The organism is Psychrobacter urativorans (assembly GCF_001298525.1).
GTDB classification, from domain to species: Bacteria; Pseudomonadota; Gammaproteobacteria; order Pseudomonadales; family Moraxellaceae; genus Psychrobacter; species Psychrobacter urativorans_A.
Genome location: NZ_CP012678.1, coordinates 2,578,138 through 2,601,472, shown reverse-complemented (window position 1 = coordinate 2,601,472; position 23,335 = coordinate 2,578,138). Strand labels below are relative to the sequence as shown.

The 23,335-nt window shown below is 42.2% G+C and carries 15 protein-coding genes and 1 pseudogene; 11 read left to right on the top strand and 5 right to left on the bottom strand.

Features of this window, described 5'->3' with window-relative positions; translation table 11 throughout:
• Positions 1–237: 237 nt before the first annotated feature.
• Positions 238–1,848: a glycerol kinase GlpK gene (gene glpK, locus AOC03_RS11160; RefSeq protein ID WP_062536020.1), complete on the bottom strand. Its 1,611-nt coding sequence runs from the start codon at positions 1,846–1,848 to the stop codon at positions 238–240.
• 282 nt (positions 1,849–2,130) lie between these two features.
• Between glpK and AOC03_RS11155 the strand changes: the two genes are divergently transcribed.
• The 4 genes from AOC03_RS11155 (at position 2,131) to AOC03_RS11140 (ending at position 7,561) form a co-directional block, all read left to right on the top strand.
• Positions 2,131–3,705 (top strand): TolC family protein, encoded by a 1,575-nt coding sequence (locus tag AOC03_RS11155; RefSeq protein WP_062536019.1) that lies wholly within the window; start codon positions 2,131–2,133, stop codon positions 3,703–3,705.
• 122 nt (positions 3,706–3,827) lie between these two features.
• Entirely contained in the window at positions 3,828–5,060 is a 1,233-nt protein-coding gene (locus AOC03_RS11150) for an HlyD family secretion protein (protein ID WP_084785852.1), read from the top strand.
• A 3-nt stretch (positions 5,061–5,063) separates the two neighbouring features.
• Positions 5,064–6,374, top strand: a complete 1,311-nt coding sequence (locus AOC03_RS11145; RefSeq protein WP_062536017.1) for an ABC transporter permease — start codon at positions 5,064–5,066, stop codon at positions 6,372–6,374.
• Positions 6,374–7,561: an ABC transporter permease gene (locus AOC03_RS11140; RefSeq protein WP_062536015.1), complete on the top strand. Its 1,188-nt coding sequence runs from the start codon at positions 6,374–6,376 to the stop codon at positions 7,559–7,561. Before AOC03_RS11145 ends, AOC03_RS11140 begins: the two co-directional genes overlap by 1 nt.
• Positions 7,562–7,672: 111 nt before the next feature.
• On the opposite strand, the gene sthA is transcribed toward AOC03_RS11140, so the two are convergent.
• Positions 7,673–9,319 carry a Si-specific NAD(P)(+) transhydrogenase gene (sthA, locus tag AOC03_RS11135; protein WP_062536013.1) on the bottom strand — a complete coding sequence of 549 codons (1,647 nt, stop codon included), beginning with the start codon at positions 9,317–9,319 and terminating at the stop codon, positions 7,673–7,675.
• Positions 9,320–9,529: 210 nt separating this feature from the next.
• Positions 9,530–10,426 carry a pyruvate, water dikinase regulatory protein gene (ppsR, locus tag AOC03_RS11130; RefSeq protein ID WP_062536011.1) on the bottom strand — a complete coding sequence of 299 codons (897 nt, stop codon included), beginning with the start codon at positions 10,424–10,426 and terminating at the stop codon, positions 9,530–9,532.
• 487 nt (positions 10,427–10,913) lie between these two features.
• Here ppsR and ppsA point away from each other — a divergent pair, with 487 nt between their 5' ends.
• From ppsA to AOC03_RS12725, 7 genes and pseudogenes are all read left to right on the top strand, one after another.
• Positions 10,914–13,298: a phosphoenolpyruvate synthase gene (gene ppsA / locus AOC03_RS11125; RefSeq protein WP_062536009.1), complete on the top strand. Its 2,385-nt coding sequence runs from the start codon at positions 10,914–10,916 to the stop codon at positions 13,296–13,298.
• Between the two features lie 271 nt (positions 13,299–13,569).
• On the top strand, positions 13,570–14,559 hold the full coding sequence (locus tag AOC03_RS11120; protein WP_227514243.1) for an RDD family protein: 990 nt from the start codon (positions 13,570–13,572) through the stop codon (positions 14,557–14,559).
• Between the two features lie 257 nt (positions 14,560–14,816).
• Entirely contained in the window at positions 14,817–15,221 is a 405-nt protein-coding gene (rpsF, locus tag AOC03_RS11115; protein WP_062536007.1) for a 30S ribosomal protein S6, read from the top strand.
• Positions 15,222–15,237: 16 nt separating this feature from the next.
• Positions 15,238–15,468: a 30S ribosomal protein S18 gene (rpsR, locus tag AOC03_RS11110; protein WP_062536005.1), complete on the top strand. Its 231-nt coding sequence runs from the start codon at positions 15,238–15,240 to the stop codon at positions 15,466–15,468.
• Between the two features lie 20 nt (positions 15,469–15,488).
• Complete coding sequence (gene rplI / locus AOC03_RS11105) at positions 15,489–15,989, top strand: 50S ribosomal protein L9 (protein ID WP_062536002.1); 501 nt, start codon at positions 15,489–15,491, stop codon at positions 15,987–15,989.
• A 194-nt stretch (positions 15,990–16,183) separates the two neighbouring features.
• A pseudogene (locus tag AOC03_RS12595) lies at positions 16,184–16,931 on the top strand (IS5 family transposase).
• Positions 16,932–17,428: 497 nt separating this feature from the next.
• Positions 17,429–17,659 (top strand): helix-turn-helix domain-containing protein, encoded by a 231-nt coding sequence (locus AOC03_RS12725; protein ID WP_157049319.1) that lies wholly within the window; start codon positions 17,429–17,431, stop codon positions 17,657–17,659.
• Between the two features lie 526 nt (positions 17,660–18,185).
• Here AOC03_RS12725 and AOC03_RS11090 read toward each other — a convergent pair.
• Positions 18,186–21,824, bottom strand: coding sequence for an autotransporter domain-containing protein (locus tag AOC03_RS11090; protein WP_062535999.1), 3,639 nt, complete (start codon positions 21,822–21,824; stop codon positions 18,186–18,188).
• A 1,058-nt stretch (positions 21,825–22,882) separates the two neighbouring features.
• Positions 22,883–23,140 (bottom strand): MobA/MobL family protein, encoded by a 258-nt coding sequence (locus AOC03_RS11085; RefSeq protein WP_162199622.1) that lies wholly within the window; start codon positions 23,138–23,140, stop codon positions 22,883–22,885.
• Between the last annotated feature and the right edge of the window lie 195 nt (positions 23,141–23,335).

The window sequence follows — 23,335 nt, the reverse complement described above, 5'->3', positions numbered from 1 at the left end:
GCGTGTATCTTTATAACCTCTTTACGAAGCCGAGCGTGATTTAAAGTAACTATTTTCAAATTAACTATTTTTAGGTCAGCTACTTTTAAAATAATTATTAAAGTAGCTATTAAAGATATCATGACTGTCATTATTAAATGGCTATTAAATTTTAAGGAAGGTTATCTGTTGTTAAAAAATACTGTATTTATCAACAATCTTTATTGACTGTTTTAAATACATATTTTAACAGATGATTCAAACTTCTATTAAGGCTCTTTTAACCGCTTGATGCCATTTATCAAGATGTTGCTGACGATTATCCTCAGACATACTCGGTTCAAAGCGTCGATCAAGCTGCCATGAGTCTGCCATTGTGGTGTCATCGTATAGACCACTTTTTAGCCCAGCCAATAACGCTGTACCTTTAGCTGTAATTTCAGTATCTTTCGGGCGCAATACGGGCACGCCTAATAAATCCGCTTGAAACTGCATCAATAAATCGTTATTTGCTGCCCCACCATCAACGCGTAACTCAGTGAGTGGATGCGGACTGTCTTGTTGCATGGCGATAAGTACGTCATAAGTTTGATAAGCGATTGATTCAAGCGCCGCACGGGCAATATGCGCTTTGGTTGTACCGCGAGTCATACCGCTAATACTGGCATTAATATCTGAGCGCCAATATGGTGCGCCAAGACCGGTGAATGCCGGTAACAAAACCACCTCTTCACTACTGCCCACTTGCTGGGCTAACCTTTCAATATCGCAGCTTTGTTTGATGATTCCTAAGTTATCACGCAGCCATTGTACAATTGCACCTGCCATAAACACACTGCCTTCTAGCGCGTAGGTAACCTCACGACTTGCTGTAGAATTGGGTGCTTGTAGTAGGCGCTTACCAGATTCCATCATCTGCCCAAGGGATAAATTATCCGCATGATTAGGTAACGTTGCTCGTTGCCAAGCAATGGTCGTCAGCAGTTGATGTTCGCTAAGTTTCGGCGTCGTACCGATATTCATAAGCATAAAACAGCCAGTGCCATAAGTATTTTTCGCCATGCCAGCCTCAAGACAACCTTGCCCAAAAAGGGCAGCTTGCTGATCTCCTAATACTGCCTGAATGGGTATTTGCTTGGCGAATAGTCCTTTTTTAGTCTTACCAAAGTCACCATCAGAAGGTAACACTTTTGGCAATATGGTCATTGGAATGTCAAAGCACGCGCACAGCTCATCCGACCATGCTAATTTATGAATATCGTATAACAAGGTGCGTGAAGCGTTGGTAATATCAATGAAATGCTCACCGCCTGTCAGCTTGTAAATAAGCCAACTGTCGATAGTACCGACGGCTATCTGACTCCCTTGACTGCTGTTCACGCGCTCTTTAATTCCAGGGTTATGCTCAAGTAACCACGCAATTTTACTGGCGCTAAAATACGGGTCAAGGCGCAAACCTGTGATATTACGAACCTTTTCTGACATACTGCTGCCTTTACGATTTCCCCTTTCATTAGCTTCAGCCGCCAGCTGCTTGCAGTAATCAGCACCGCGCCTATCTTGCCAAATAATCGCTGGTGCGAGTGGCTCTCCCGTTTGTTTGTCCCACATAACGATGGATTCACGCTGATTGGTAATAGCGATACTCATCACATCAGTCGCCAGCAATCCGGCTTGATTAATCACATCATGTGCGCAGCTGATTTGTGTCTGCCAAATTTGATTCGCATCTTGCTCTACATAACCTGATTTTGGCGTTTTCAAGGTCGTCGGTTTTTGTACTATTTTAATGGGTCGGGCATGGTCGTCGTATAAAATCGCGCGACTCGATGTTGTTCCTTGATCTAAGGCTAAAATATACCCTGCCATTACCGACTCCTTTTTTAATGAGGCTTTTTTACAGCATACACCATCACTCGCTTATAGTTATAAGCGAGTGATGTACCAAAACGTTGACTTTTAACGGTAGCAAACATTGTATGATTTTGGCATATCCGTACCTTTATAATAGGGTCTAACATAGCTGACCGTTTTTTTCAATGCCAAACAAACGATTAATGAGCATTGACCCGTCATGATTGTGGCTCTAAAGTGTAAGCCTTGTTATGATTAAATTATTATCATACTTTTTATTACTGGCGTACTGAATTTATGAAATTTGCTTTGTCGTCTTTGTCTACTGCCATGATTGCTGTCATGTTAATGGGATTATCCGTGCCTACTTTTGCAAATACTGAGAACGGTACACAAAAGGGCGACAAGCAATCAAATGGGCTGAACCTGAGTACTTTAACGGATCCTATCACTCATAAAAAAGTTGAGAATAGCTATCCGTTAGAGGTGTCCAGTTTTTTAAGTCTTGAGCAAGCACAAGACATACTCTTGCAAGTCTCGCCCAAGCTTGCGGCTAATCAAGCCGCCATTGCTGCCAGTAACTATCAAACAGACGCGCTTAAAACTATAGACAACCCTTTTGTGTTTGCTCAGGTATCCGCTAACGCCTATACCTTGCAAGAAGATATTGATTTATCGACGCTTAAAAACGGGGTGATTAATGGCGTTAATAATGTTGGTGCCGGTGTCGGCGATGTAGTTGGCGACATCATCCCTCCTACTCCTAATCTACCTAATTTTGGTGAATTAATTGGTGAGCGTCTTCCCGATTCTTATGACTTTAAACGTTCAGGCACACGCGCGAGCGTAGGTGTGGGCGTGGTGTGGCCAGTATATACCGCTGGTCGTACCACAACATTGACTGGATTGTCAGAGGCTCGAACACAAGAAACCGTAGCAGACGGAATATTGGATAAAAACGAGCTGTATAACACGTTGATTGAGCGTTATTTTAAAGCGCAATTGGCAATTATCGCTGCCTACTTACGTGACGATGCTTACGATACGTTGCAGCAAACCGACCATATGGCAAAGCGCTTATTTGAAGAAGGCTTTATCTCGCGTGTTGATCGTCTAGAAGCACAGTCAGCGCTGGCGAATGCCAACAGTGAAGCGGTAAACGCCAATAATGATGCCCGTCTTGCTATGATTGCGTTGCAACGTCTGCTGCGTACGGATTACCGAATTAAGCCCACCACGCCATTATTTGTCTCTAGTCGACCGCTACCTGACGTGAACTACTTTCAAGACTTAGCACTACATCATCATCCGGGATTACAAAAAGTTGCCGCGAAGCGTGCGCAAGCGCAGCAGCTCCATGCGCTGTCAGATACCGGTCATAAACCCACCGTTATGCTATACGGCTATGGTCAATTAGAAGAAAAACCCAGCTGGGTCGCTGGCGTATCAGCCAGTTGGAAGCTGTGGGGCGGACTGGATAAAACCGCAGCACTCGCATCAAGTAGCGCAAAAATCCGCCAAGCAGATTTATCAGAAATTGAAGTCAGTGATAACTTATTATTACTGGTTGAAAAGAACTGGCACGATGTTAATAATGCCCAATCTCGTTATCAAGCGCTGCAAAGCAATGTCGACTTGAGCGCAGAAGTATTACGTTTGCGGCGGTTGGGTCTACAAGAAGGCGTCAATACCACCGTAGAGGTGGTGCAGTCACAGACTCAATACCTCAAGGCGCGTACCGAACAAGCACAGGCAGCGAACAGTTATGTGCAAGCGCTTGCCGCCTTAATGCAAAGCTGCGGTACGCCATTAGCATTCAACGCTTATCTGAATGCCGCTGATATTCGGCTACCAGCGCTATATAAAGAATAATGGCTAGTAAACTCTGCCCTCTTTATCGTAATTATGATTGACCTTACTATTATTTTTGACCCTGTTATTAATACCACTATTAACGCTAATATTAAGCTTATTGCTTTAGGAATCTCATTGTCATGCATGAACCTCACCATAAATCTGACGACTTAAGCAAACCCGAAACGGCGCATAGTGAGGACGTGACTGATAATAGTGCACAGACTGATAATGATGCTAACTATACTGAATTAACAGAATCTGAAACTGAGCAACAACAGACCGCACCTGCATACATACGTGGACAACAGCGTCAGTCAAAAAATGATAAATCCGGCACAATTAAAAAAGCGATCATTGCGCTGATTATTATTAGTGTCCTTGGCATCATCGCTTATGGATTATTCAAAAGTAAGCAGAACAGCGAGCCAGAAATCATTACCTTGCAAGGACAAATGCAAATGCAGCAAACGTCCATCGCGGCAAAAGTACCGGGGCGTATTGCACAAATCTTAGTTACCGAAGGCGATGCCGTAACCGTAGGTCAGCAGCTTATTGAGATGGATTCGCCTGAGATTAATGCCAAGATTAATCAAGCACGTGCTGGCAAACAAATGGCACAAAGCCAACTGGATAAAGCCGAAAACGGAGCACGACCGCAAGAAATTGCGCAAGCAAAAGTAGCATGGCAAGCCAATAAAGCCGCTTCTGACTTAGCAGCCAATACGTATGAGCGTATCAATCGTCTGTATGAAGAAGGCTTAATGGCGCGGCAAAAGCGTGATGAAGCATTGGCGCAATCTTTAGCGACTCAAGACCAAACTGAAGCCGCGCGATTACAATATGAGCTAGCAAAAGAAGGCGCACGAGACGAGGATAAATCAGCCGCTACCGCCCAAGTTGCACAAGTAGATGCCCAACTTGATGAAGCCTTAGCCGCTAAAAAAGAAGCCAATCTAAAAAGCCCGATTGCCGGTATTGTTGATAGTGTGATTGTCAGTCCTGGTGAAGTAATCGGTCAAGGCGTGCCAATATTGACGCTAGTCGATACCAACAATCAATGGGTGGTATTAAATGTCACCGAGACTTATTTGAATCAGTTTGCGATTGGGCAGCAGTTTATCGGTACTATTCCTGCTTTATCAAGTACAGAACGCCCTTATTCTAAACAGTTTACTGTCTATGCCACCTCAACCTTGTCCGACTTTGCCACGTGGCGACCCACCAATAATGACGATGGCTTCGATGTGCGTACCTTTGAAATTAAGGCGCGCCCAACTTCTCCAGACGCACGTATTCGTTCAGGAATGAGTGTCATCGTACGCATTAATCCGCAAGTATCTCACTCTTCAACTCGCAATCCGCCAGAGTAAACCATGCGTCTGATAAAAGCCTTTGTACGTAGTGCTGCCTACGAGCGCCGTTTTTTAGCCAAAAGTCCGTGGGATTTGGCAATGGTAGTCTGGATACCACTTGCGACAGTGATACTGATTTGGTGGATATTTTCGCGAACCCAAATTACTGATTTACCTATTGGGGTCATTGACCAAGACCATAGTCCTCTTGCCAATACGCTCGTACGCTATTTAGAAGCCAGTCCTGATATTACCGTTAAGCAGCTTTATCACTCGCCAGCCGCTGCTAAGGACGCTATTTTGCAACGTGATATTTATGCAATCGTTATTATCCCACCAGATTTTTCACGTAATATTTTATCTGGCAAGCCTTCGCCATTGGTGTTACAAGTGAATGCCCAATACGGCACGCATTCGGGTATTATCCAAAAAAGCGTGCAATCCGTTGTCGGTACATTATCGGCTGGGGTTGAGATTCAGCGTTTGGTCAAACAAGGTATGGCACCCTCGCAAGCGGCAATAGCCTACTCGCCTATCGGTATTCAGCGTGTGAGCTTATTTAACGCAGCGACTAACTATCAGCAATTTTTGGCATCGACCGTCATTCCTGCATTGCTACATATTTTAGCCATGGTTATTGGCGCCACCACTATTGGACGCGAGCTACGCGATAAAAATTTAGGTCACTGGTATCGCTTTATTGCACGCAGTCGTCCTGATTTAACGGTAGAAAATGGTGATAATTGCGATAATCACACACCAAATAACAATATGCCAAATAACAAGACGCCAAATAATCCGTTAAAAAATCAATTACACGCAACACAACACGTCAGTATTTTAGTCGTACTATCAGGTTTAGCAGGTAAATATTTTTGGTCAACGCTTGCTTACAGCCTGTGGTCGGCATTGGCAATATGGCTAACCATTCAGCAGCAAGCTATTGCGAGCGCTTCTATAATAGCGACCTATTTTGGGTTAGTGATATTAATGATGCTGTCTTTTTGGTTAGGTGCTATTTTTACGTTAGGGTCATTTTCGCTGCGCACGGGTTTATCAGCTACTGGTTTTATCTCCGCGCCCTCTTATGCTTTCGCTGGGGTCACTTTTCCTTATATTGCGATTAGTGACAGCGCCAAGCATTGGTCGGATATCTTACCCTTGACCCATTATCTGAAACTGCATATCGCACAATTACAGATGCAAGCTCCGGTCGCCATATCATTGCCTATCATTTATGGCTTAACCTTAGCGACGCTCATTGCTATGCTGCTGACCGCCTTGTTGAGCAAACGTGCGTTGGCGCATCCTGAACGTTGGGGCGCACGCTAATGCCAAAATCAAATCTTGCACCACAACATACCCTCTCAGCACCGACTTTTTTTGCCAGTTTTATACAAACACTTACAGACATCTTTGTCGATAAAGGCGTGCTGTTAATGCTCATTATCGCACCCATTATCTATGGCTTTTTTTATCCGTGGCCGTATTCTACTGAAGTCGTTAATCACGTGCCTGTTGGTATTATTGACAATGATAATAGCAATCTATCACGCACCATCATTCGTTACGCCAGTGCCAGTCCACAATTGGATACACAACGTTTTATCAATGAACACGCTGCTAAAGAGGCGATGTGGTCAAACGACATTGCCGGTTATATGATTATCCCTACTGGACTTGAACGCCAAGTGCTGTCAGGGAAAGCCGCCAATGTCATTGTTCTTGGTAATGGTGGTTATTTTATTTTAAATAAAAATGTGCAGCTTGGTTTTTTGCAGGCAGTCAGCACCGTATCTGCCGGTATTGAGGTTAAAAAAAGTGTGGCACAAGGCGCGTATGCACCTACTGCTGCCAAAAACACCCAAGCCGTGCCCCTAAAAATAATGCCGTTATACAATCAAACGGAGGGCTATGGCGCTTACGTCGTGCCAGCTGTATCTATTCTTATTCTACAACAGACCTTATTAATGGCGACGGCGATGCTGATTGGTACGTGGTATGAGCAGCGCCGCCATGCGACCAGTATTCGTGGCTGGCTTGGGCGTATTATGGCGCTCAGCTTACTCAGCTTTATCATGGGCTGCTTTTATTATGGCTGGGCTTTTGAGCTCCATCATTATGCACGCGGCGAGAATATGCTGGGCAGTTTGCTATTTTTGGCGCTATTTTGCCCAACCGTGGCGACGCTTGGCTGTGTATTAGGGCTTTGGTTCCGGCAGCGTGAACGCAGCTTGCAAATATTAATTTTCAGCTCACTACCGATATTTTTTGTCAGTGGTTATCCGTGGCCAGCCGACCAACTACCTGACATACTACAAGCCGTGCGTTGGCTATTCCCCACCACTCCTGCTATCAATACCTCTGTTCAACTCAATCAAATGGGTGCATCTGTCTCGCAAGTGGCATCTGGATTTTATGTGCTTGTCGCCTTATGGTTATTTTATTTTATCTTATTATTACTTTTCAGATGGCGCACGCAACCTCAATCTAGCAGTCAAAATAAAACTGCTGGATAAGAAAAAATAGTGAATCACTTAATCATATTTTTTATTAAAAAATGAGCAAAAAAAAGCGCCTACAATATAGCAGACGCTTTTTTATTAAATTACAGTTCTAAATAGTAAGCCTTAGAATACGCGGTTAAGACCATTTAACGCTGCTACTCGATACGCTTCTGCCATCGTCGGATAGTTAAAGGTGGTATTGACAAAGTATTCAAGGGTAGCATTACACTTCATGACCGCTTGCCCAATATGAATAATTTCTGAGGCATGGTTGCCGTAGCAATGAATCCCCAAAATCTCAAGCGTCTCACGATGAAATAAGATTTTTAAGACACCAGAACGTTCACCGATAATTTGCGCACGTGCCAGATGTTTAAAGAATGCCTGACCGACTTCATAAGGGACTTTGGCATCGGTTAATTCTTGCTCGGTTTTACCAATACAAGAGATTTCAGGAATGGTATAGATGCCAGTTGGTACGCTAGACACGGGTTCCGCATCACGGTCACCAACCATAAATGCCGCCGCACAGCGCCCTTGGTCATAGGCTGCGGATGCTAATGACGGCCAACCGATAACATCACCAGCCGCATAGATATTCTCTACTTCCGTACAATAAGTATCATCTACTTTCAGCTGTCCACGGCTATTGGCGGTAAGTCCAATAGCTTCTAAATTGAGCCCTTCCGTATTTCCTGAGCGTCCATTTGACCATAAAATCGCATCAGATTTGATTTTTTTACCGCTTTTTAGATACAAGACAACATAGTCATCATAGGTTTCTAAATAGTCAATTTCTTCATTACTACGAATGACCACCCCAAATTGTCTAAAGTCATGGGCAATCGCATCGCTAATTTCGCTATCAAGATAGCTCAATAATTGATTTTGGTTGTTAATCAGGTCAACTTTATAACCAAGACCGGTAAAAATAGACGCATATTCACAGCCAATCACACCTGCACCATAAATAATGATTTTTTTGACCACATAATCCATTTGTAGGATTTTGTCAGAATCAAATACGCGTGGATGGTCAAAATCTAGAATATCAGGGCGATAAGGACGACTACCGACCGTAATAATGGCTTTATTGAAGGTGATGGTTTCAAAGGTATTTTCATCAATCTCAACACGTATCGTATGTTTATCAATGAAATTTGCCCACCCATGAATCACTTCAACTTGGTTACGCTCATAGAATCGCGTGTGGGTATTGACCTGTTGCTGAATCACTTGTCGCGCTTTAGCGAGCACGATATTTAGCGGGACTTGGTGATAGTCCATCGCTTTAGTAAACATCTGGTCACGGCGGAAGTTGATTAAGTTAAACACAGATTGACGCAATGCCTTACTTGGAATCGTACCAACGTGCGTACAGTTACCACCCACTTGCTCACGCGGATCGACCACCACCACTTTCTTACCCGATTTAGCAAGCTTCATCGCCGCTGCTTCACCGGCAGGTCCAGCACCTAATACAACAACATCATAGTCAAACTCATGCTTATCGCCTTTTAGGCGTTTTGAGTCTTTCGTAAAACTAGATTTTACGTAGATACGGGTATCATCAAGGGGATTAACTAAATCTGGATGATGCATGATGTCTTCTAAGACTTGTTCATGTGTTTGCTCTATTCGCTCGTCCTTGCTAGCGGCAGTAGTGACTTCAGGCATCGTCACTGGCGCATCGCCATTATCTGTATTTGATACAGCATCAACGTCTTCACCAATATCATTAGTTGTATCGGCTTTGATTTTTCTTCCCATTGTATCCTCTTTACTCTTTGATTTATCAGCGGGTTCATAGGTGATTATTCAATCATATACTATTAAATAGAATGAACCTTGCAAGATTCATTGGGCTATTTATATTCGTATCGATGTCATAACCACATCAGTGAATTAAAGATACCCGCCTGATAGGTGATAAATACTTCTGTAATATTGATTGCATCGATTGATAGGCGATATATTTGCTTAACCAATGCGACGCTTGAGACCTGTCATCTGTAAGATACGCGTGGCAATCTCTTCCACAGACATCTCTGAGACATCAAGGCTTGGAATCCCTTGAGAGATATAAATACCTTGTATCGCGCGCTGCTCTTGCTGACACTGCTGATAGCTTGAATAGCGGCTACCGGCACGGCGTTCCTGACGTATTTTTACCAAGCGATCGGTATCAATAATCAGCCCAAACAGTTTGTCTTTATGCTCACGTAACGCTTTTGGTAACTGATTGTCGTATAAGTCATCTTCGGTTAACGGATAGTTAGCGGCGCGAATACCAAATTGTAAGGCTAAATATAATGACGTTGGCGTTTTACCTGAACGCGAGACGCCAATCAAAATAATATCGGCAGCATTATAATGACGTGTGCGCGCCCCATCATCATTATCTAAGGCAAAATGCACCGCATCGATACGCTCTTTATAAGTCTCAGAGTCTACATTATCATGAGCATGACCCGAATGACCATCAGGCTCAATGCCGATTTCTTCAGCGATACGCCCAATTAACCCTTCATACATATCTAAGTTACAGCTATGAGCGGCATTAATCTTTTCACGAATCTCAGGATTCACAATCGTATCAAATACCAATGGCAATAGCCCATCACGCTGATACGCGATATTGATTTGTTCAACCGCATCATCAGCGCGCTCCAAGCTATCAACATAGGGCAACACACGGGTTTCAAACGGCACAGAGGCAAACTGACTCAATATAGAGCGACCCAGCGTCTCAGCAGTAATCGCCGTCCCATCAGAGATAAAAAACGCACTGCGGAGGGTTTGTGAATTATCCAAGCTTAACGCATGGTGATTTTGAATGGTGGGCTTATCTTGTTCAGGTGGATTGTTTGAGTACATAACTTGAGAACCTCGAGAGTAGCCTTTGGGTGACTTATTATTGTCTTCTACATCAGTCACTATTTATGAGTACATTATCAGCGCGCTATTTATTCAGACATCAACACACCTTTTATTAGGCGTGTTTTATCATACGTGCTTATTTTATAGCTTACATTATACTCATAATAAACGGCTAATAGGAATCAATGTTAGCATAACTGCTGAACATACATAGCAGTTCAAACCTACTGTTTCTATCCTTTCATTGATATAAATTTTTGCGCCTATTAGGGCTCTTTTAAGCGCATTTGTAAGAGCCGCTTATTTGCTTAAACAATAAAAACATTGACCTCAATGCTCCATTTTTTCAATAAACTTTGTTAATTTTCCATCATTTTCAGCTTTTTCATAAAATATTTAACTAAAGCACTCGAAATTGTCCAACTATAGCGGTATAATTGACCGTTATAATCCTTAATAAATAACCTTATTTTCTGGAGTTATCATGGCAGCGCAATCTACAGCACTCGTAATTAACCTTGATCAGTTAGGAAAAGACGACATCGAGATGGTCGGCGGCAAGAACGCTTCACTTGGTGAAATGATCAGCCACTTATCTGATTTGGGCGTTAGTGTTCCAGGCGGCTTTGCCACAACTTCAAATGCTTTTTACCGTTTTTTAAACGAAACGGGCTTATTGGATAAAATCAATAGCGAGCTTAAAACGCTTGACGTTGATGACGTTGTTAAACTTGCCGCGACGGGTAAAAAAATCCGTAACTGGATTGTTGAACAAGAATTACCAAAAGATTTAGAGCAAGCAGTGCGTGATTCATTTGCAGAAATGAGCGATGGTCAAGAAATTGCGGTTGCCGTACGTTCTTCTGCGACTGCTGAAGATTTACCAGATGCGTCATTTGCTGGTCAGCAAGAAACGTATCTAAATATTCGCGGTATTGATAACGTTCTTATTGCTATTAAAGAAGTATTTGCTTCTTTATATAATGACCGCGCGATCTCTTATCGTGTGCATAAAGGTTTTGAGCATGAAGGCGTCGCCTTGTCTGCTGCCGTACAACGTATGGTTCGTTCAGAAACTGGCGCAGCCGGCGTTATGTTCACCCTAGATACCGAAAGTGGCTTTGACCAAGTGGTCTTTATCACATCAAGCTACGGCTTGGGTGAAATGGTCGTACAGGGCGCAGTAAACCCTGATGAATTCTATATCTCAAAACAGCTACTCGCTAATGGTAAACCTGCGATTATTCGCCGTAACCTAGGTAGCAAGCAAAAGAAAATGATTTATGGCGAAGAAGGCAGCACAGCCAAATCAGTTAAAGTGGTTGATGTTGAAAAGCAAGAACGTATGCAGTTCTCTTTGACTACTGAAGAGCTGACCAATCTTGCCAAGCAAGCCGTGACCATTGAAAAACATTACGGTCAAGCGATGGATATCGAATGGGCAAAAGATGGCGATAGTAATGAAATCTTTATCGTCCAAGCCCGTCCTGAAACCGTTAAGAGCCGTCAAGACAGCAACGTGATGGAACGTTATGTCATTAATACTAAAGATGCCAAAATCTTATGCGAAGGTCGTTCAATCGGTCAGCGTATCGGCGCAGGTAAAGTACGTATCGTTAGTAACTTAAACGAGATGGATAAAGTACAAGATGGTGACGTTTTAGTTTCAGACATGACCGATCCAGATTGGGAACCGGTAATGAAGCGTGCGGCAGCAATTATCACTAATCGTGGTGGTCGTACCTGTCACGCAGCGATTATTGCGCGTGAGCTTGGTGTCCCTGCTATTGTTGGTTGTGGTAATGCCACCGAATTATTGGTTGATGGTCAAGACGTGACTGTTTCTTGTGCCGAAGGCGACACAGGCTTTATTTACGAGAGCCAAATTGATTTTGAAATACAAACCAACTCTATCGAGTCTATGCCTGAGCTTGCTTTTAAAGTCATGATGAACGTCGGTAATCCAGACCGCGCCTTCTCATTTACCCAAATGCCGAACGAAGGTATTGGTCTTGCCCGTCTTGAATTTATCATCAACCGTATGATTGGCGTGCATCCAAAAGCCTTACTAAACATGAACAGCTTACCACGCGAAGTGGCACAAGCTATTAATGAGCGCATTGCGGGTTATGCCTCACCTGTTGATTTTTATGTTGATAAGTTGGTCGAAGGTATCTCAACTTTAGCCGTTGCCTTTATGGATCAGCCTGTTATCGTGCGTATGTCTGATTTTAAATCAAACGAATACGCCAACTTGCTTGGTGGTAAATTATACGAGCCATCAGAAGAAAACCCAATGCTGGGCTTCCGTGGTGCGAGCCGTTATGTTTCTGACAACTTCCGCGATTGCTTTGAGCTTGAATGTAAAGCCCTTAAGCGCGTACGTGATACCATGGGCTTGACCAACGTTGAGATTATGATTCCGTTTGTTCGTACCGTTGATGAAGCCAAACAAGTCCTTGAATTACTTGAGAAAAATGGTCTAAAACGTGGTGAAAATGGTCTACGCGTTATTATGATGTGCGAGCTGCCAACCAACTGTTTACTTGCTGATGAGTTCCTAGAACACTTCGATGGTTTTTCAATTGGCTCAAACGACTTGACGCAATTAACCCTCGGTCTTGACCGTGACTCAGGTATCATCTCTCATTTATTCGATGAGCGTGATCTTGCGGTTAAAAAGCTATTATCAATGGCGATTGCCGCTTGTCGCAAAGCAGATAAATATATCGGCATTTGTGGTCAAGGACCTTCTGATCATCCAGATTTTGCTTACTGGTTAATGGAACAAGGTATCAGCTCAGTATCATTGAACCCTGACTCAGTGCTTGATACTTGGTTCTTCTTAGCAGGTGAAGAAGTCCAATAATGAATGATTACTCATAAGTAATCATTCATAAGCAATAAGACATTACAGTCAAATATTTTAAGAAATATTTAATAAAATATACTGTTATTGGGGTTTGTCTGCCATTCATCATTTATACTGATGAGTGACCAGCCAAACCCTAAGTTGTATATGGCGGATGCTAAAATTGCTTCTTACCTTTACTAAATGTGTTAATAAAGCACACTTGTTAATAGCAAACGTATCCTAATATAATGCAATAAGACATCACTCTCAATGAATGTAGGCAACTATGCAGATTTTCCTTGCTCGAAATAACGTACAAGCGGGTCCTTATGATGTAGATCAGCTCAATATCATGCTAGCATCTGGTGAAGTGACACTAGAGGACTTGGTATGGCATGACGGATTAGATCAATGGCAGCGTCTTGGTAACTTGACGGGTAATCAATACGCTTATCGCCCTATCAACACCTCTACACCTAACACCTCTAGCACCAACGACCATATTATTAATAATGTCACCATCTTTCCTGAAGACTCTGATGCCAATCAAAACGCAGCAAACCCTCAGGATGGCACAAAGGTATCCATTGATAGACTTTATGGAAAACCGGAACGCCCAGCTGACAATACTAAAATCGATATGACGACCAATCGTCAACAAAACCCAGCTCGTAACGTCTCCTTAAATAAATCAAATACCGCGCCCATTACTGCCAAAGATAAAATCATTGGTAATGTCGTGCTCGCGCCTATCATGTCGCGCATATTAGCAACCGCGATTAACGGTTTGCTCTATTTGTTAGCCATCATCCCGCTAGTGATGGCTTTAAGCAAAATGAATATAGACTATACTAAGTTTGAAAATATTCAGAATATGGATGCGGCTTACCAATACTCTATGAAGCTAATGGAGAACATTCCAAGCGCCACCCTAATGATGTCGCAAGCGATGATTTTTGGGTTATTTGCCTTACAGCTATTATTTATTATGCTGCGCGGTCAGTCACTTGGTAAACTGCTTACTGGTATTCGCGTTGTAGATCAAACCACCCACCGCTTACCCTCATTTATCAAGCTTATTGGTATACGCACTCTACTACTGTTTATTATTTACAACTTACTGTTTTCGTTTACCAGCTTTTTAGGTTTTATCGTGATTGCTATCCATTATTATATGGCATCTAAAAGCCCTGAAAATATCGGCTGGCATGATAAACTGGCTAAAACCTTAGTGGTAAAAGCTGATAATAGCCAATTAGCTAAACAGCCAAAATAAATGTCTACAATAAGATAAAAGTCATATCACTAGAAAAGTAGCGCTTAGCCGCTGCTTTTTTATTTGCCCTTCACTAGCATTCTATAGTTATTCAGCAATGCGTATCGATAACCCTTTGTGTTAATAGATAGTTACTGTTATAATATGGCGCTTTATAAGCTAAGCTTATTTCTCATTATTTTGAGATTAGGCTTACCTTATAGATCTCCTTGCTATTAACATAGGGTTGATAGCTACTAATCCGTAAGGAGTCCATTATGCGACATTACGAAGTGGTGTTACTTGTACACCCAGACCAAAGCGACCAAGTTGTCGGTATGGTTGAACGCTATATCAAGCTGGTTCAAGACAATAACGGCATCATCCATCGTCTAGAAGACTGGGGTCGTCGTCAATTAGCTTACCCAATCAACAAGATTCATAAAGCTCATTACGTTCTTTTCAACATTGAAACTAACGGTGAGACTTTAGCTGAGCTTGAAGAGCTGTTCCGTTATAATGACGCGATCATTCGTAGCCTAGTCATGCGCCGTGACGACGCGATCACTGAAGAGTCACAGTTAGCTAAGAATGCCGATGAAAAGCGCGCACGCAAAGCAACTACTCGTCGTCCAGACAGTCGTGAAAACGATAATGACGACAACGACCACAGTGAAGACTAATTAAAGGAGAATACTCATGGCACGTTTCTATCGCCGTCGCAAATTCTGCCGTTTCACTGCTGAAGGCATCACTCACATCGATTATAAAGATGTAGAATTGCTAAAACAGTATATCAGTGAAAATGGTAAAATCGTACCTAGCCGCATCACCGGTACGTCTACTAAATATCAGCGTCAGCTAGCCACTGCTATCAAGCAAGCTCGCTATCTTTCGCTATTACCATACACTGATAACCATCAGGGTTAACCGTTAACTAGGAATGACTCATGCAAATTATTTTGTTACAGCGTATCGTCAACCTTGGTAAACTCGGTGAAACTGTCGATGTAAAACCAGGTTACGGACGTAACTTTCTTATCCCTCTTGGCAAAGCGTTACCTGCAACTGCAGCTAACATTGAAAAGTTCGAAGCACGTCGTGCTGAACTTGAAGCTGAAGAGAAAAAAGAACTTGATGCTGCCCAAGAACGTGCTGACGCATTAACTGACGTTAATGTTATCATGCGCGCTAAATCAGGCGATGAAGGTAAATTGTTTGGTTCTATCGGTACACGCGATATCGCTGAAGCATTAACCAACTCAGGTCTAGAAGTAGATCGCGCTGAGATTAAACTTCCTGAAGGCGCGTTACGTCAAGTTGGCGAATATAATGTTGATATTCAGCTTCATCATGACGTTACTGCTACTATCTTAGTTACCATTCTTTCTGAAGATGGCGATGACCAAGTAGAAGAAGACGATAATGAAGGCGATTATTCTGAAGAGTAATCTTTAGAATATCTGATTCAATGTTAATAAAAAAGTCAGCTTATTGCTGGCTTTTTTGTGTGTAATATTTTTACTATTATAAACAAGGCATCAATAATCTTAATTGGCTAATATTAGGGCGTGTCATCAATTAGAACCGTTATTTTAGGAGAAGTTATACTAATTCTATGTTTAATAAACTGAGTTCAACCACCATGACAAGACGACATGCCCTACATGATGCCAATGGGAGTGAATTAAAGACATTCTTCCAGGTTAACCAAGTGACGTTGGTGTTACCGCCAAAGACAACCAATTTTTTGTAGAAGAAGTTCTGTACCGCTATAAGACAGGCACACCTTGGCGTGACCTACCTGAACGCTTCGGCGACTTTAGAGTCATTCATACTCGTTTTAGTCGTTGGTCAAAAAAAGGTGTGTGGGAGCAGATATTTAATCTGCTGTCTGAACAGTCAGATGATGAATACGCCATGCTAGATGCCACTATTATTAAAGCTCATCAGCACAGTACTGGAAAAAAAGGGATCAAGCCATTGGTTGTAGCCGATGTGGGCTGATGACTAAAATACATACTCGAACAGATGCATTAGGCAATCCTACTGGCTTTTATTTAACGGGTGGCGCAGCTCATGACGTATGTGGCTCAGATAAACTGCTCTATATCAGTATTACTAAAACTTGGCTTGCTGATAAGCCTTATGATGCTGATGCACGCGTCATTGAACGAATTAAATCAGTACAAGGCTATGCATTCATACCGTCCAAGTGTCACCGACTGCAGCCAAGAGACTTTGATAAACAACTTTATAAAGCACGGCACCTAATCTAGAACTTCTTTGCCAAGATTAAGCAGTATCGTGCGATTGCGACTCGCTATGATAAGTTAGCCAGTCATTTCTTGAGTGCGATTCAATTAGTTTCTTGTGTCGTTTGGCTTAATTGATGACATACCCTATATTTTTTCTGTGAATAACTTAATAAAGATGGAAAAACAATAGAATTGAAAACTTCAAATCTCTACCTACATGCTTATAACTTGCTTTATACATACTTATAGTTATGATGAAAAAGTATAGCTATTTTAAATACTGGAAGAAGAGAGATTATGCAGAATTCGTAAATTAAGATGGTGGTATTTAAATCTTTATGGTAAGCAATGGTCATGATCAGCCTATTAGTGTTCCATATATCATCTTTGCGCTGCATGTTTACCAATTTACAGTTATCAATAGATCTCTTGCAAAAGTAACATCATGACTCAGAGTAACCGTATCACTTTTAATCAGATTATTACTATGCCCGACATAAAAAAACTACTTATACAAAACAATGCAGGTTTTAAACGTTACACAGGCATCCATAAAACCACCTTGAACGCTATGTTAGCAGTGATGCAACAGTATGGGGCGTCCAAGTGAATTTAGCTTACAGGCGTAAATCATGCTAGTACTGAGCTATTATCGTGAATATCGAACGCTTTATCACATTGGTATGAACTTCGTTATTCATGAATCGTCTGCCAGTAGTATCCTTCATAAAGTAGAAGATATTCTTATTAAATTAGGTCAATTTGACTTACCTAAAATACTATCTCGAGGTAATGTTGATGATACCAACTGGCCAGCAGTCATTATAGATGCAGCCGAAAATCCCATTGAGCGTCCAAAATAACAGGGTGACCACTACAGTAAAAAAAGAAAGCAACATGACTTAAAAATATAAGTTATCGTGCGTTGGCGAACGGGTCTAATACTCGATGTTCAAACACTCAAAGGGTCTGTACATGACTTTAATCTTTACCAGCAGACCTGCCCTGATTGGCTACCTGTAAACACCAGCCACTTAGCAGAAAGAGGCTACCAAGGTATTGCAAACCTACATAATCAAGCCTTCATACCTTTTAAAAAACCAAAAGGTGGTTAACTATTAGACTGCTGTAAACAAGTAAATCAGTATTTAGCGAAGTGTCGTATTCTGGTTGAGCACAAAATAGGTCTGGCTAAGTTATTCAAAATTGTGACCCAGCGTTAACGCAATCGACGTAAGCATTATGACTTAAAAATGAGGATGTTCGCAGGGTTGGTTAATTTTGAGCTTAATCTTTGACTTTTGCAAGAGGTCTTCTAATACCTGAACCCAGTTGACCTGAGTTCAAGCTTTTTCTTTGATAAGACTATCGATTATAACGTACTACCCTCTAGAACGACGTCTGCAGAGCAATACTTGCCCCTTGATCATTGTAGTTATCACGCCACTCTCCACGATAGCCTGCGGACAGCTTCGTATTGGCGGTTGGCATATAGCTTAGACCAACACCTACAATACCAATTTCACGGCCAATCTCTTGCCCGGTAGTCGTAAAGTTCGCATTAGGCATACCAATGAAGCTGGCAGTAATATCAGAGCGGCGATCACCATTCTCTATTGCTGCTGCTAACTGGCCTGTGAGCGCTAATTTAGGCGTCAGTGCTTGTGACATTTTTACACCAGCTGTCCAGCGTAGCGATTCGTACGTATTCTCATCTACATCTAGGTTGTAAACCCCAGCACCGGTTTCACGATAACCGTCACTTTCAGCACGAGCATAATTCATTTGTGCAAATGGGGTGAAGTTACGTAACTCATTACCGATACGATGACCGATACCAAATCCTGCCTGTAGGGTATCAACAGAATAGTCAGAGCTAGCGGTGGCGTCGGTCAATATTGTAATATGACGCTGACCTTTAACATCGCTGCTACCGGCACCGGCATGGAAGTTCACCTGAGTGGCTTCACTCGCTGCGTAATTACCATACCCAAGTATTTGCCAATTCTTAGTTTTCATTTCATGATCAAGGGCACGGCTATTGCTATCGACATCACTGTCGATATAAGAGAACGCAACACCAAGGTTTAGATTGTCGTTAATGGGGCTGTCAATACCAACGATGGCACCGTAGCTACTTGCATCATAACCAGCAATACCATCTTCTTCGTCATGACTGCTGTCACTACCGATAATTTTCGCCCATACACCACGATTAGGATTGGTGAGACTGCGTTCGATAATAGCTTCCGTGGTCGCGTAGTTGCTGTCGGTGATGATCCGGTTGGTGGCACCCATCAATAGTGGCTGTAATTCATTGGCCGCTGCTGCAAGCTTTGGCTTATTAAAACTTAGCGTGTTAGTAATGAGTGCATCTGCAAGCGCACTGTTACCATTGTTGACCCTATCTTCAATTGCTTCGTCTAAGACACCGGCAAGATCTAGTGCTGCAAGCTTGAACTGATCCAAGCTAATGTTTTCGCTGAGCAGGCTATCAGACAATATATTTTCGTTATTACCCAAGCGATCGGTGGTGGATAAATCTAACATTCTAGATAGACCTAACGCAGTTTGGCTAGTTTCGCTCTCAATAGCATCCACAAAAGTGGCATCGCGCACCATTTTTAAATGCACGCTATTAGCATCGCTATAGTCGGCTACAAAGCTGACCAATGGACTGTTGTCATTAACGGCTGCAAATTTACCAGTAAGACTATTGGCGGATACGACATTATTCCATACAGGATTACCGGTTAGGACTTGTACGGCGTCTGCGGCATTCACTTGCAGCTTACCTTGACTGATATCAGCACTACCCGTCACCTTAAGTTGGCCGTAGTCGGTCAGCGTATTCAGTCCAATCGCTAATACTTCACCCTTGCGCATGTTGTAATCGCCATTTAACTGCAAGGTACCTTGGTTGATGTCGGTGTCGCCGCTCCACGCTTTAGTGGCACTGTTCATGGCCAGTTTACCACTACCCATTTTAGTGAAGTTGCCACTGCCAGTGATTCTGGCGTCATTGAATACGCTGATATCAAACTCATTGGTGTCAATAGTACCGCCACCGCTCGCAAGGTTAATGGTGTTTGCGCTGGTGAAGTTATTGAACAGTGCGGGCTGATTAGCGGCTAACTCTAAGGTGCCATTATCAAAGTTGATCACTGATAATTTAGAATCACTACCTCTGCCAATACTTCTGGTTTTAACCTGTCCGTTGTCAGTGATGTTTAAAGTGCCTTTACCTTTACCTTGATTACCCACTTGCAAACCATTAGTATTCAGTTGTGAATTGCTACCAGTAACGGTTAAGTCACCTTCACTACCGGCTAAAAACCCAAGATAAATTTCACTTGCTTGGGCTGATCCACCATCGGCAATGGTGGCGCTGCCTTTATCACCAAATCCGACGTACGCAATATTAGTATTCAGTTGTGAATTGCTACCAGTAACGGTTAAGTCACCTTCACTACCGGCTAAAAATCCAAGATAAATTTCACTTGCTTGGGCTGATCCACCATCGGCAATGGTGGCGCTGCCTTTATCACCAAATCCGACGTACGCAATATTAGTATTCAGTTGTGAATTGCTACCAGTAACGGTTAAGTCACCTTCCCCCTTGCTTTTACTACCAAGATAGATAACCTGTGATTGGATTGATCCACCGCCAGCAACCGTTGCGCTTCCTTTGCCAGTAGTTCCAACGTACAAATTATCGGTACTCAGTTGCGAATTACTACCGGTAACGGTTAAATTACCTTTACTTCCTGCTAAAAAACCAAGATAAACATCTTGAGTATGGACTGACCCACCGTCAGCAATCGTTGCGCTTCCTTTGCCTGCACGTCCGACGTACGAAGTATTAGTATTCAGTTGTGAGTTGCTACCAGTAACGGTTAAGTCACCTTCACTACCGGCTAACACACCAACATCAATAAGATTCGCTCTGACATATCCACCGTTGGCAATAGTGGCGCTGCCTTTACCGTAACGTCCAATAATCAATAACTCATCAGCATTCAATTGCGAGTTGCTACCAGTAACGATTAAATCACCTTCACCAGTGTCTTTATGCCCAAGACTAATCGTCTTCGCTTGGACAGAACTCCCGTTGGTAATGGTAGTGCTACCTTTACCGTAGTTTCCGATGCGCAAAGATTCGGTTTCCAATTGCGAATTGCTACCAGTAACCGTTAAATCACCTTTGCTACCTATATACTCACCAAGATAAACTGTATTCGCTCTGACGGATCCGCCGTTGGCAATGGTAGTACTGCCTTTACCGTAACGTCCAATAATCAATAACTCACCAGTAGTCAGTTGCGAGTTGCTACCGGTAACGATTAAACCACCTTCACCAGTGTTTTTATGCCCAAGACTAACAGTCTTCGCTTGGACAGATCCGTCGTTGGCAATGGTGGTATTGCCTTTACCGTAGTTTCCGACGCGCAAAGATTCAGTATTCAATTGCGAGTTGCTACCGGTAACCGTTAAATCACCTTTGCTACCTATATACTCACCAAGATAAACTGTATTCGCTTGTAGTTGACCACTAGTAGATATATTAAGGTTGTTATTGCTGCCCTCAGTACCTACATATAATCTATCAGCGGTTAACATACTGTTATCTTTGATTTCTAAGGCAGCGTCTCTATCCATCGTTACAGTGTTAGCTATTTCAATATTACCTTTATCAGTAACAAGTAAACGAGTTTCGCTTATCGATAATGCATTCGCTTTTACAACCGTGTTTACACCTCTGACCTCATCACCAGCAGCAGAAACGCTATAGCTGGCTCCTAGATTAGTGGTCAACCCATTATTATAAATCGCTGCTAAAGCGCTGGTGGTTGTCCCTAATGCTGATACACTGAGTATCGATAACGACAAGACACGTAGGCTAAAACCAACACGTCTATTGGTGATAGCTGAACGACCAGATGACTTACCTTGTGTTTTAGCAATCTCAGACACGCATTGATAAACACCCAACGAGCGATTAAAGACGATACGATAAATATGGTTCATAAAAATACTCTTTATTCTTGTCAGTTATTTGCCCCCCTGTTTATCAATATATTACTTAACCAATTAGTATATTGAATAATTACGGAGTTAAGGGGCATTTTATGAGTCGCAATTAAAATCAGACGTCGATTCAACAACAAAATGGATGGCTGATAGATACTTGTCTAAGGATAATGGCAAATTAAAGTGGGTAATAGTATGCTTAACAGAAGTTTATTTATCCAAATATTCACCATTATCTTTAAATATGTGCATATCAATAACATTAGTGAATCATAACTCGATCTATATCCTTATCATACTGACACTGATATTCTGCATACATTTTCTGGTATTCAAAACTCTCTTTATTGGGTGCTTGCAGTTCCGCGTTATATTTAAGATTGTAGCTAATCTCAACGATATCGCCCTCGTTAGGTAGTGCCTAAAACCTGTCTAGTTTATGGTAGATTTTTTCACCTATCGAAGTTTATTATATGAGGCCAAGCCGATTAACAGCGATTATCTCAACGATATATTGTCGCCCTATAATAGCGTCTCGTTTGTCCCATCTGTATGAAGAATGAGCGCTTCAGATGTCTGTTCGTGCTTGGCATGGTCTTGTGGATTTATCTATTGAATGTTGTACTGAGAATCCATTTTAAAATGCCACTTTGCAATGCGCTGAAACTCTCGCTTCTCTTGCCGATATTATATACCAAGAGCATCGGTTTGTGTTTTACGCTTATCGTTGCCGAAAAAAGCCTTACTATTAGCTAAATTTTCGTATTCTTTTGCAAGCTTATTCATATCCGCTTTAATATATTTTCTTTGCTGCTCTCTTATCTGTTCACATCTTTGTGTAACCAACTGATCGTATTTATGTTAGATATCCAAGGCTTGATTCACTGTCTGTCCCTCGATGATAGAAGGCTGCTTGGCGGTATTTACTTCTTTTTCATATTCAGGTGGCGGTACGGCGATCTTTTTTACCAATCGCGTCAATTTGTAACACTTCTTTTGCCTACTTGATATGCTTATCAAGCACCTTAACCATCATTGATGGTGTTCTTAAATTCTCAACCTATGCGATTGTAGTCGCCTATAGCGATTTTAATACCTTTACGCTCAATGGCTGATCCTTCCCAGCGTAATTTTTCAATAGGTAGTAAGTCTAATCTACGGTCTGCATGGCTGCGGTGGTCTATACATGCTTCAGACCATACATTTTGTAGCTGACGATTAGCAATAGTCGTCCATTCTTTGCGTAACTCTTTGAGTTCATCTTGTGCTCTAGGTAGCTCTAAGTCTTTTAACTGGATGTTTGATAGTTCCATCTGTGATTTATTAGTTAGGGCCATACGTCAATTATCTAGATAGTTCTAGTTTGCGGGTGGTTAGCAGCAAATGGGTATGGTAATTACGGTTGATACCCTTTCATCCGATTCATGTGTGAAAGCATCAACAGCAAAGCCATATTTATTGACCAAATGCCTCATCAACTTATAGACGGCTCGCGCTTTTTCTTTATT

What these genes read in the sequence shown, in the direction of transcription:
- AOC03_RS11120 (WP_227514243.1), top strand. Translation starts at nt 13,570, where the DNA reads ATGCAGATTTTCCTTGCTCGAAATAACGTACAAGCGGGTCCTTATGAT.
- AOC03_RS12725 (WP_157049319.1), top strand. Translation starts at nt 17,429, where the DNA reads ATGCTAGTACTGAGCTATTATCGTGAATATCGAACGCTTTATCACATT.
- AOC03_RS11145 (WP_062536017.1), top strand. Translation starts at nt 5,064, where the DNA reads ATGCGTCTGATAAAAGCCTTTGTACGTAGTGCTGCCTACGAGCGCCGT.
- AOC03_RS11150 (WP_084785852.1), top strand. Translation starts at nt 3,828, where the DNA reads ATGCATGAACCTCACCATAAATCTGACGACTTAAGCAAACCCGAAACG.
- ppsR (WP_062536011.1), bottom strand. Translation starts at nt 10,426, where the DNA reads ATGTACTCAAACAATCCACCTGAACAAGATAAGCCCACCATTCAAAAT.
- ppsA (WP_062536009.1), top strand. Translation starts at nt 10,914, where the DNA reads ATGGCAGCGCAATCTACAGCACTCGTAATTAACCTTGATCAGTTAGGA.
- AOC03_RS11155 (WP_062536019.1), top strand. Translation starts at nt 2,131, where the DNA reads ATGAAATTTGCTTTGTCGTCTTTGTCTACTGCCATGATTGCTGTCATG.
- sthA (WP_062536013.1), bottom strand. Translation starts at nt 9,319, where the DNA reads ATGGGAAGAAAAATCAAAGCCGATACAACTAATGATATTGGTGAAGAC.
- AOC03_RS11140 (WP_062536015.1), top strand. Translation starts at nt 6,374, where the DNA reads ATGCCAAAATCAAATCTTGCACCACAACATACCCTCTCAGCACCGACT.
- rpsR (WP_062536005.1), top strand. Translation starts at nt 15,238, where the DNA reads ATGGCACGTTTCTATCGCCGTCGCAAATTCTGCCGTTTCACTGCTGAA.
- rpsF (WP_062536007.1), top strand. Translation starts at nt 14,817, where the DNA reads ATGCGACATTACGAAGTGGTGTTACTTGTACACCCAGACCAAAGCGAC.
- AOC03_RS11085 (WP_162199622.1), bottom strand. Translation starts at nt 23,140, where the DNA reads ATGGAACTATCAAACATCCAGTTAAAAGACTTAGAGCTACCTAGAGCA.
- rplI (WP_062536002.1), top strand. Translation starts at nt 15,489, where the DNA reads ATGCAAATTATTTTGTTACAGCGTATCGTCAACCTTGGTAAACTCGGT.
- glpK (WP_062536020.1), bottom strand. Translation starts at nt 1,848, where the DNA reads ATGGCAGGGTATATTTTAGCCTTAGATCAAGGAACAACATCGAGTCGC.
- AOC03_RS11090 (WP_062535999.1), bottom strand. Translation starts at nt 21,824, where the DNA reads ATGAACCATATTTATCGTATCGTCTTTAATCGCTCGTTGGGTGTTTAT.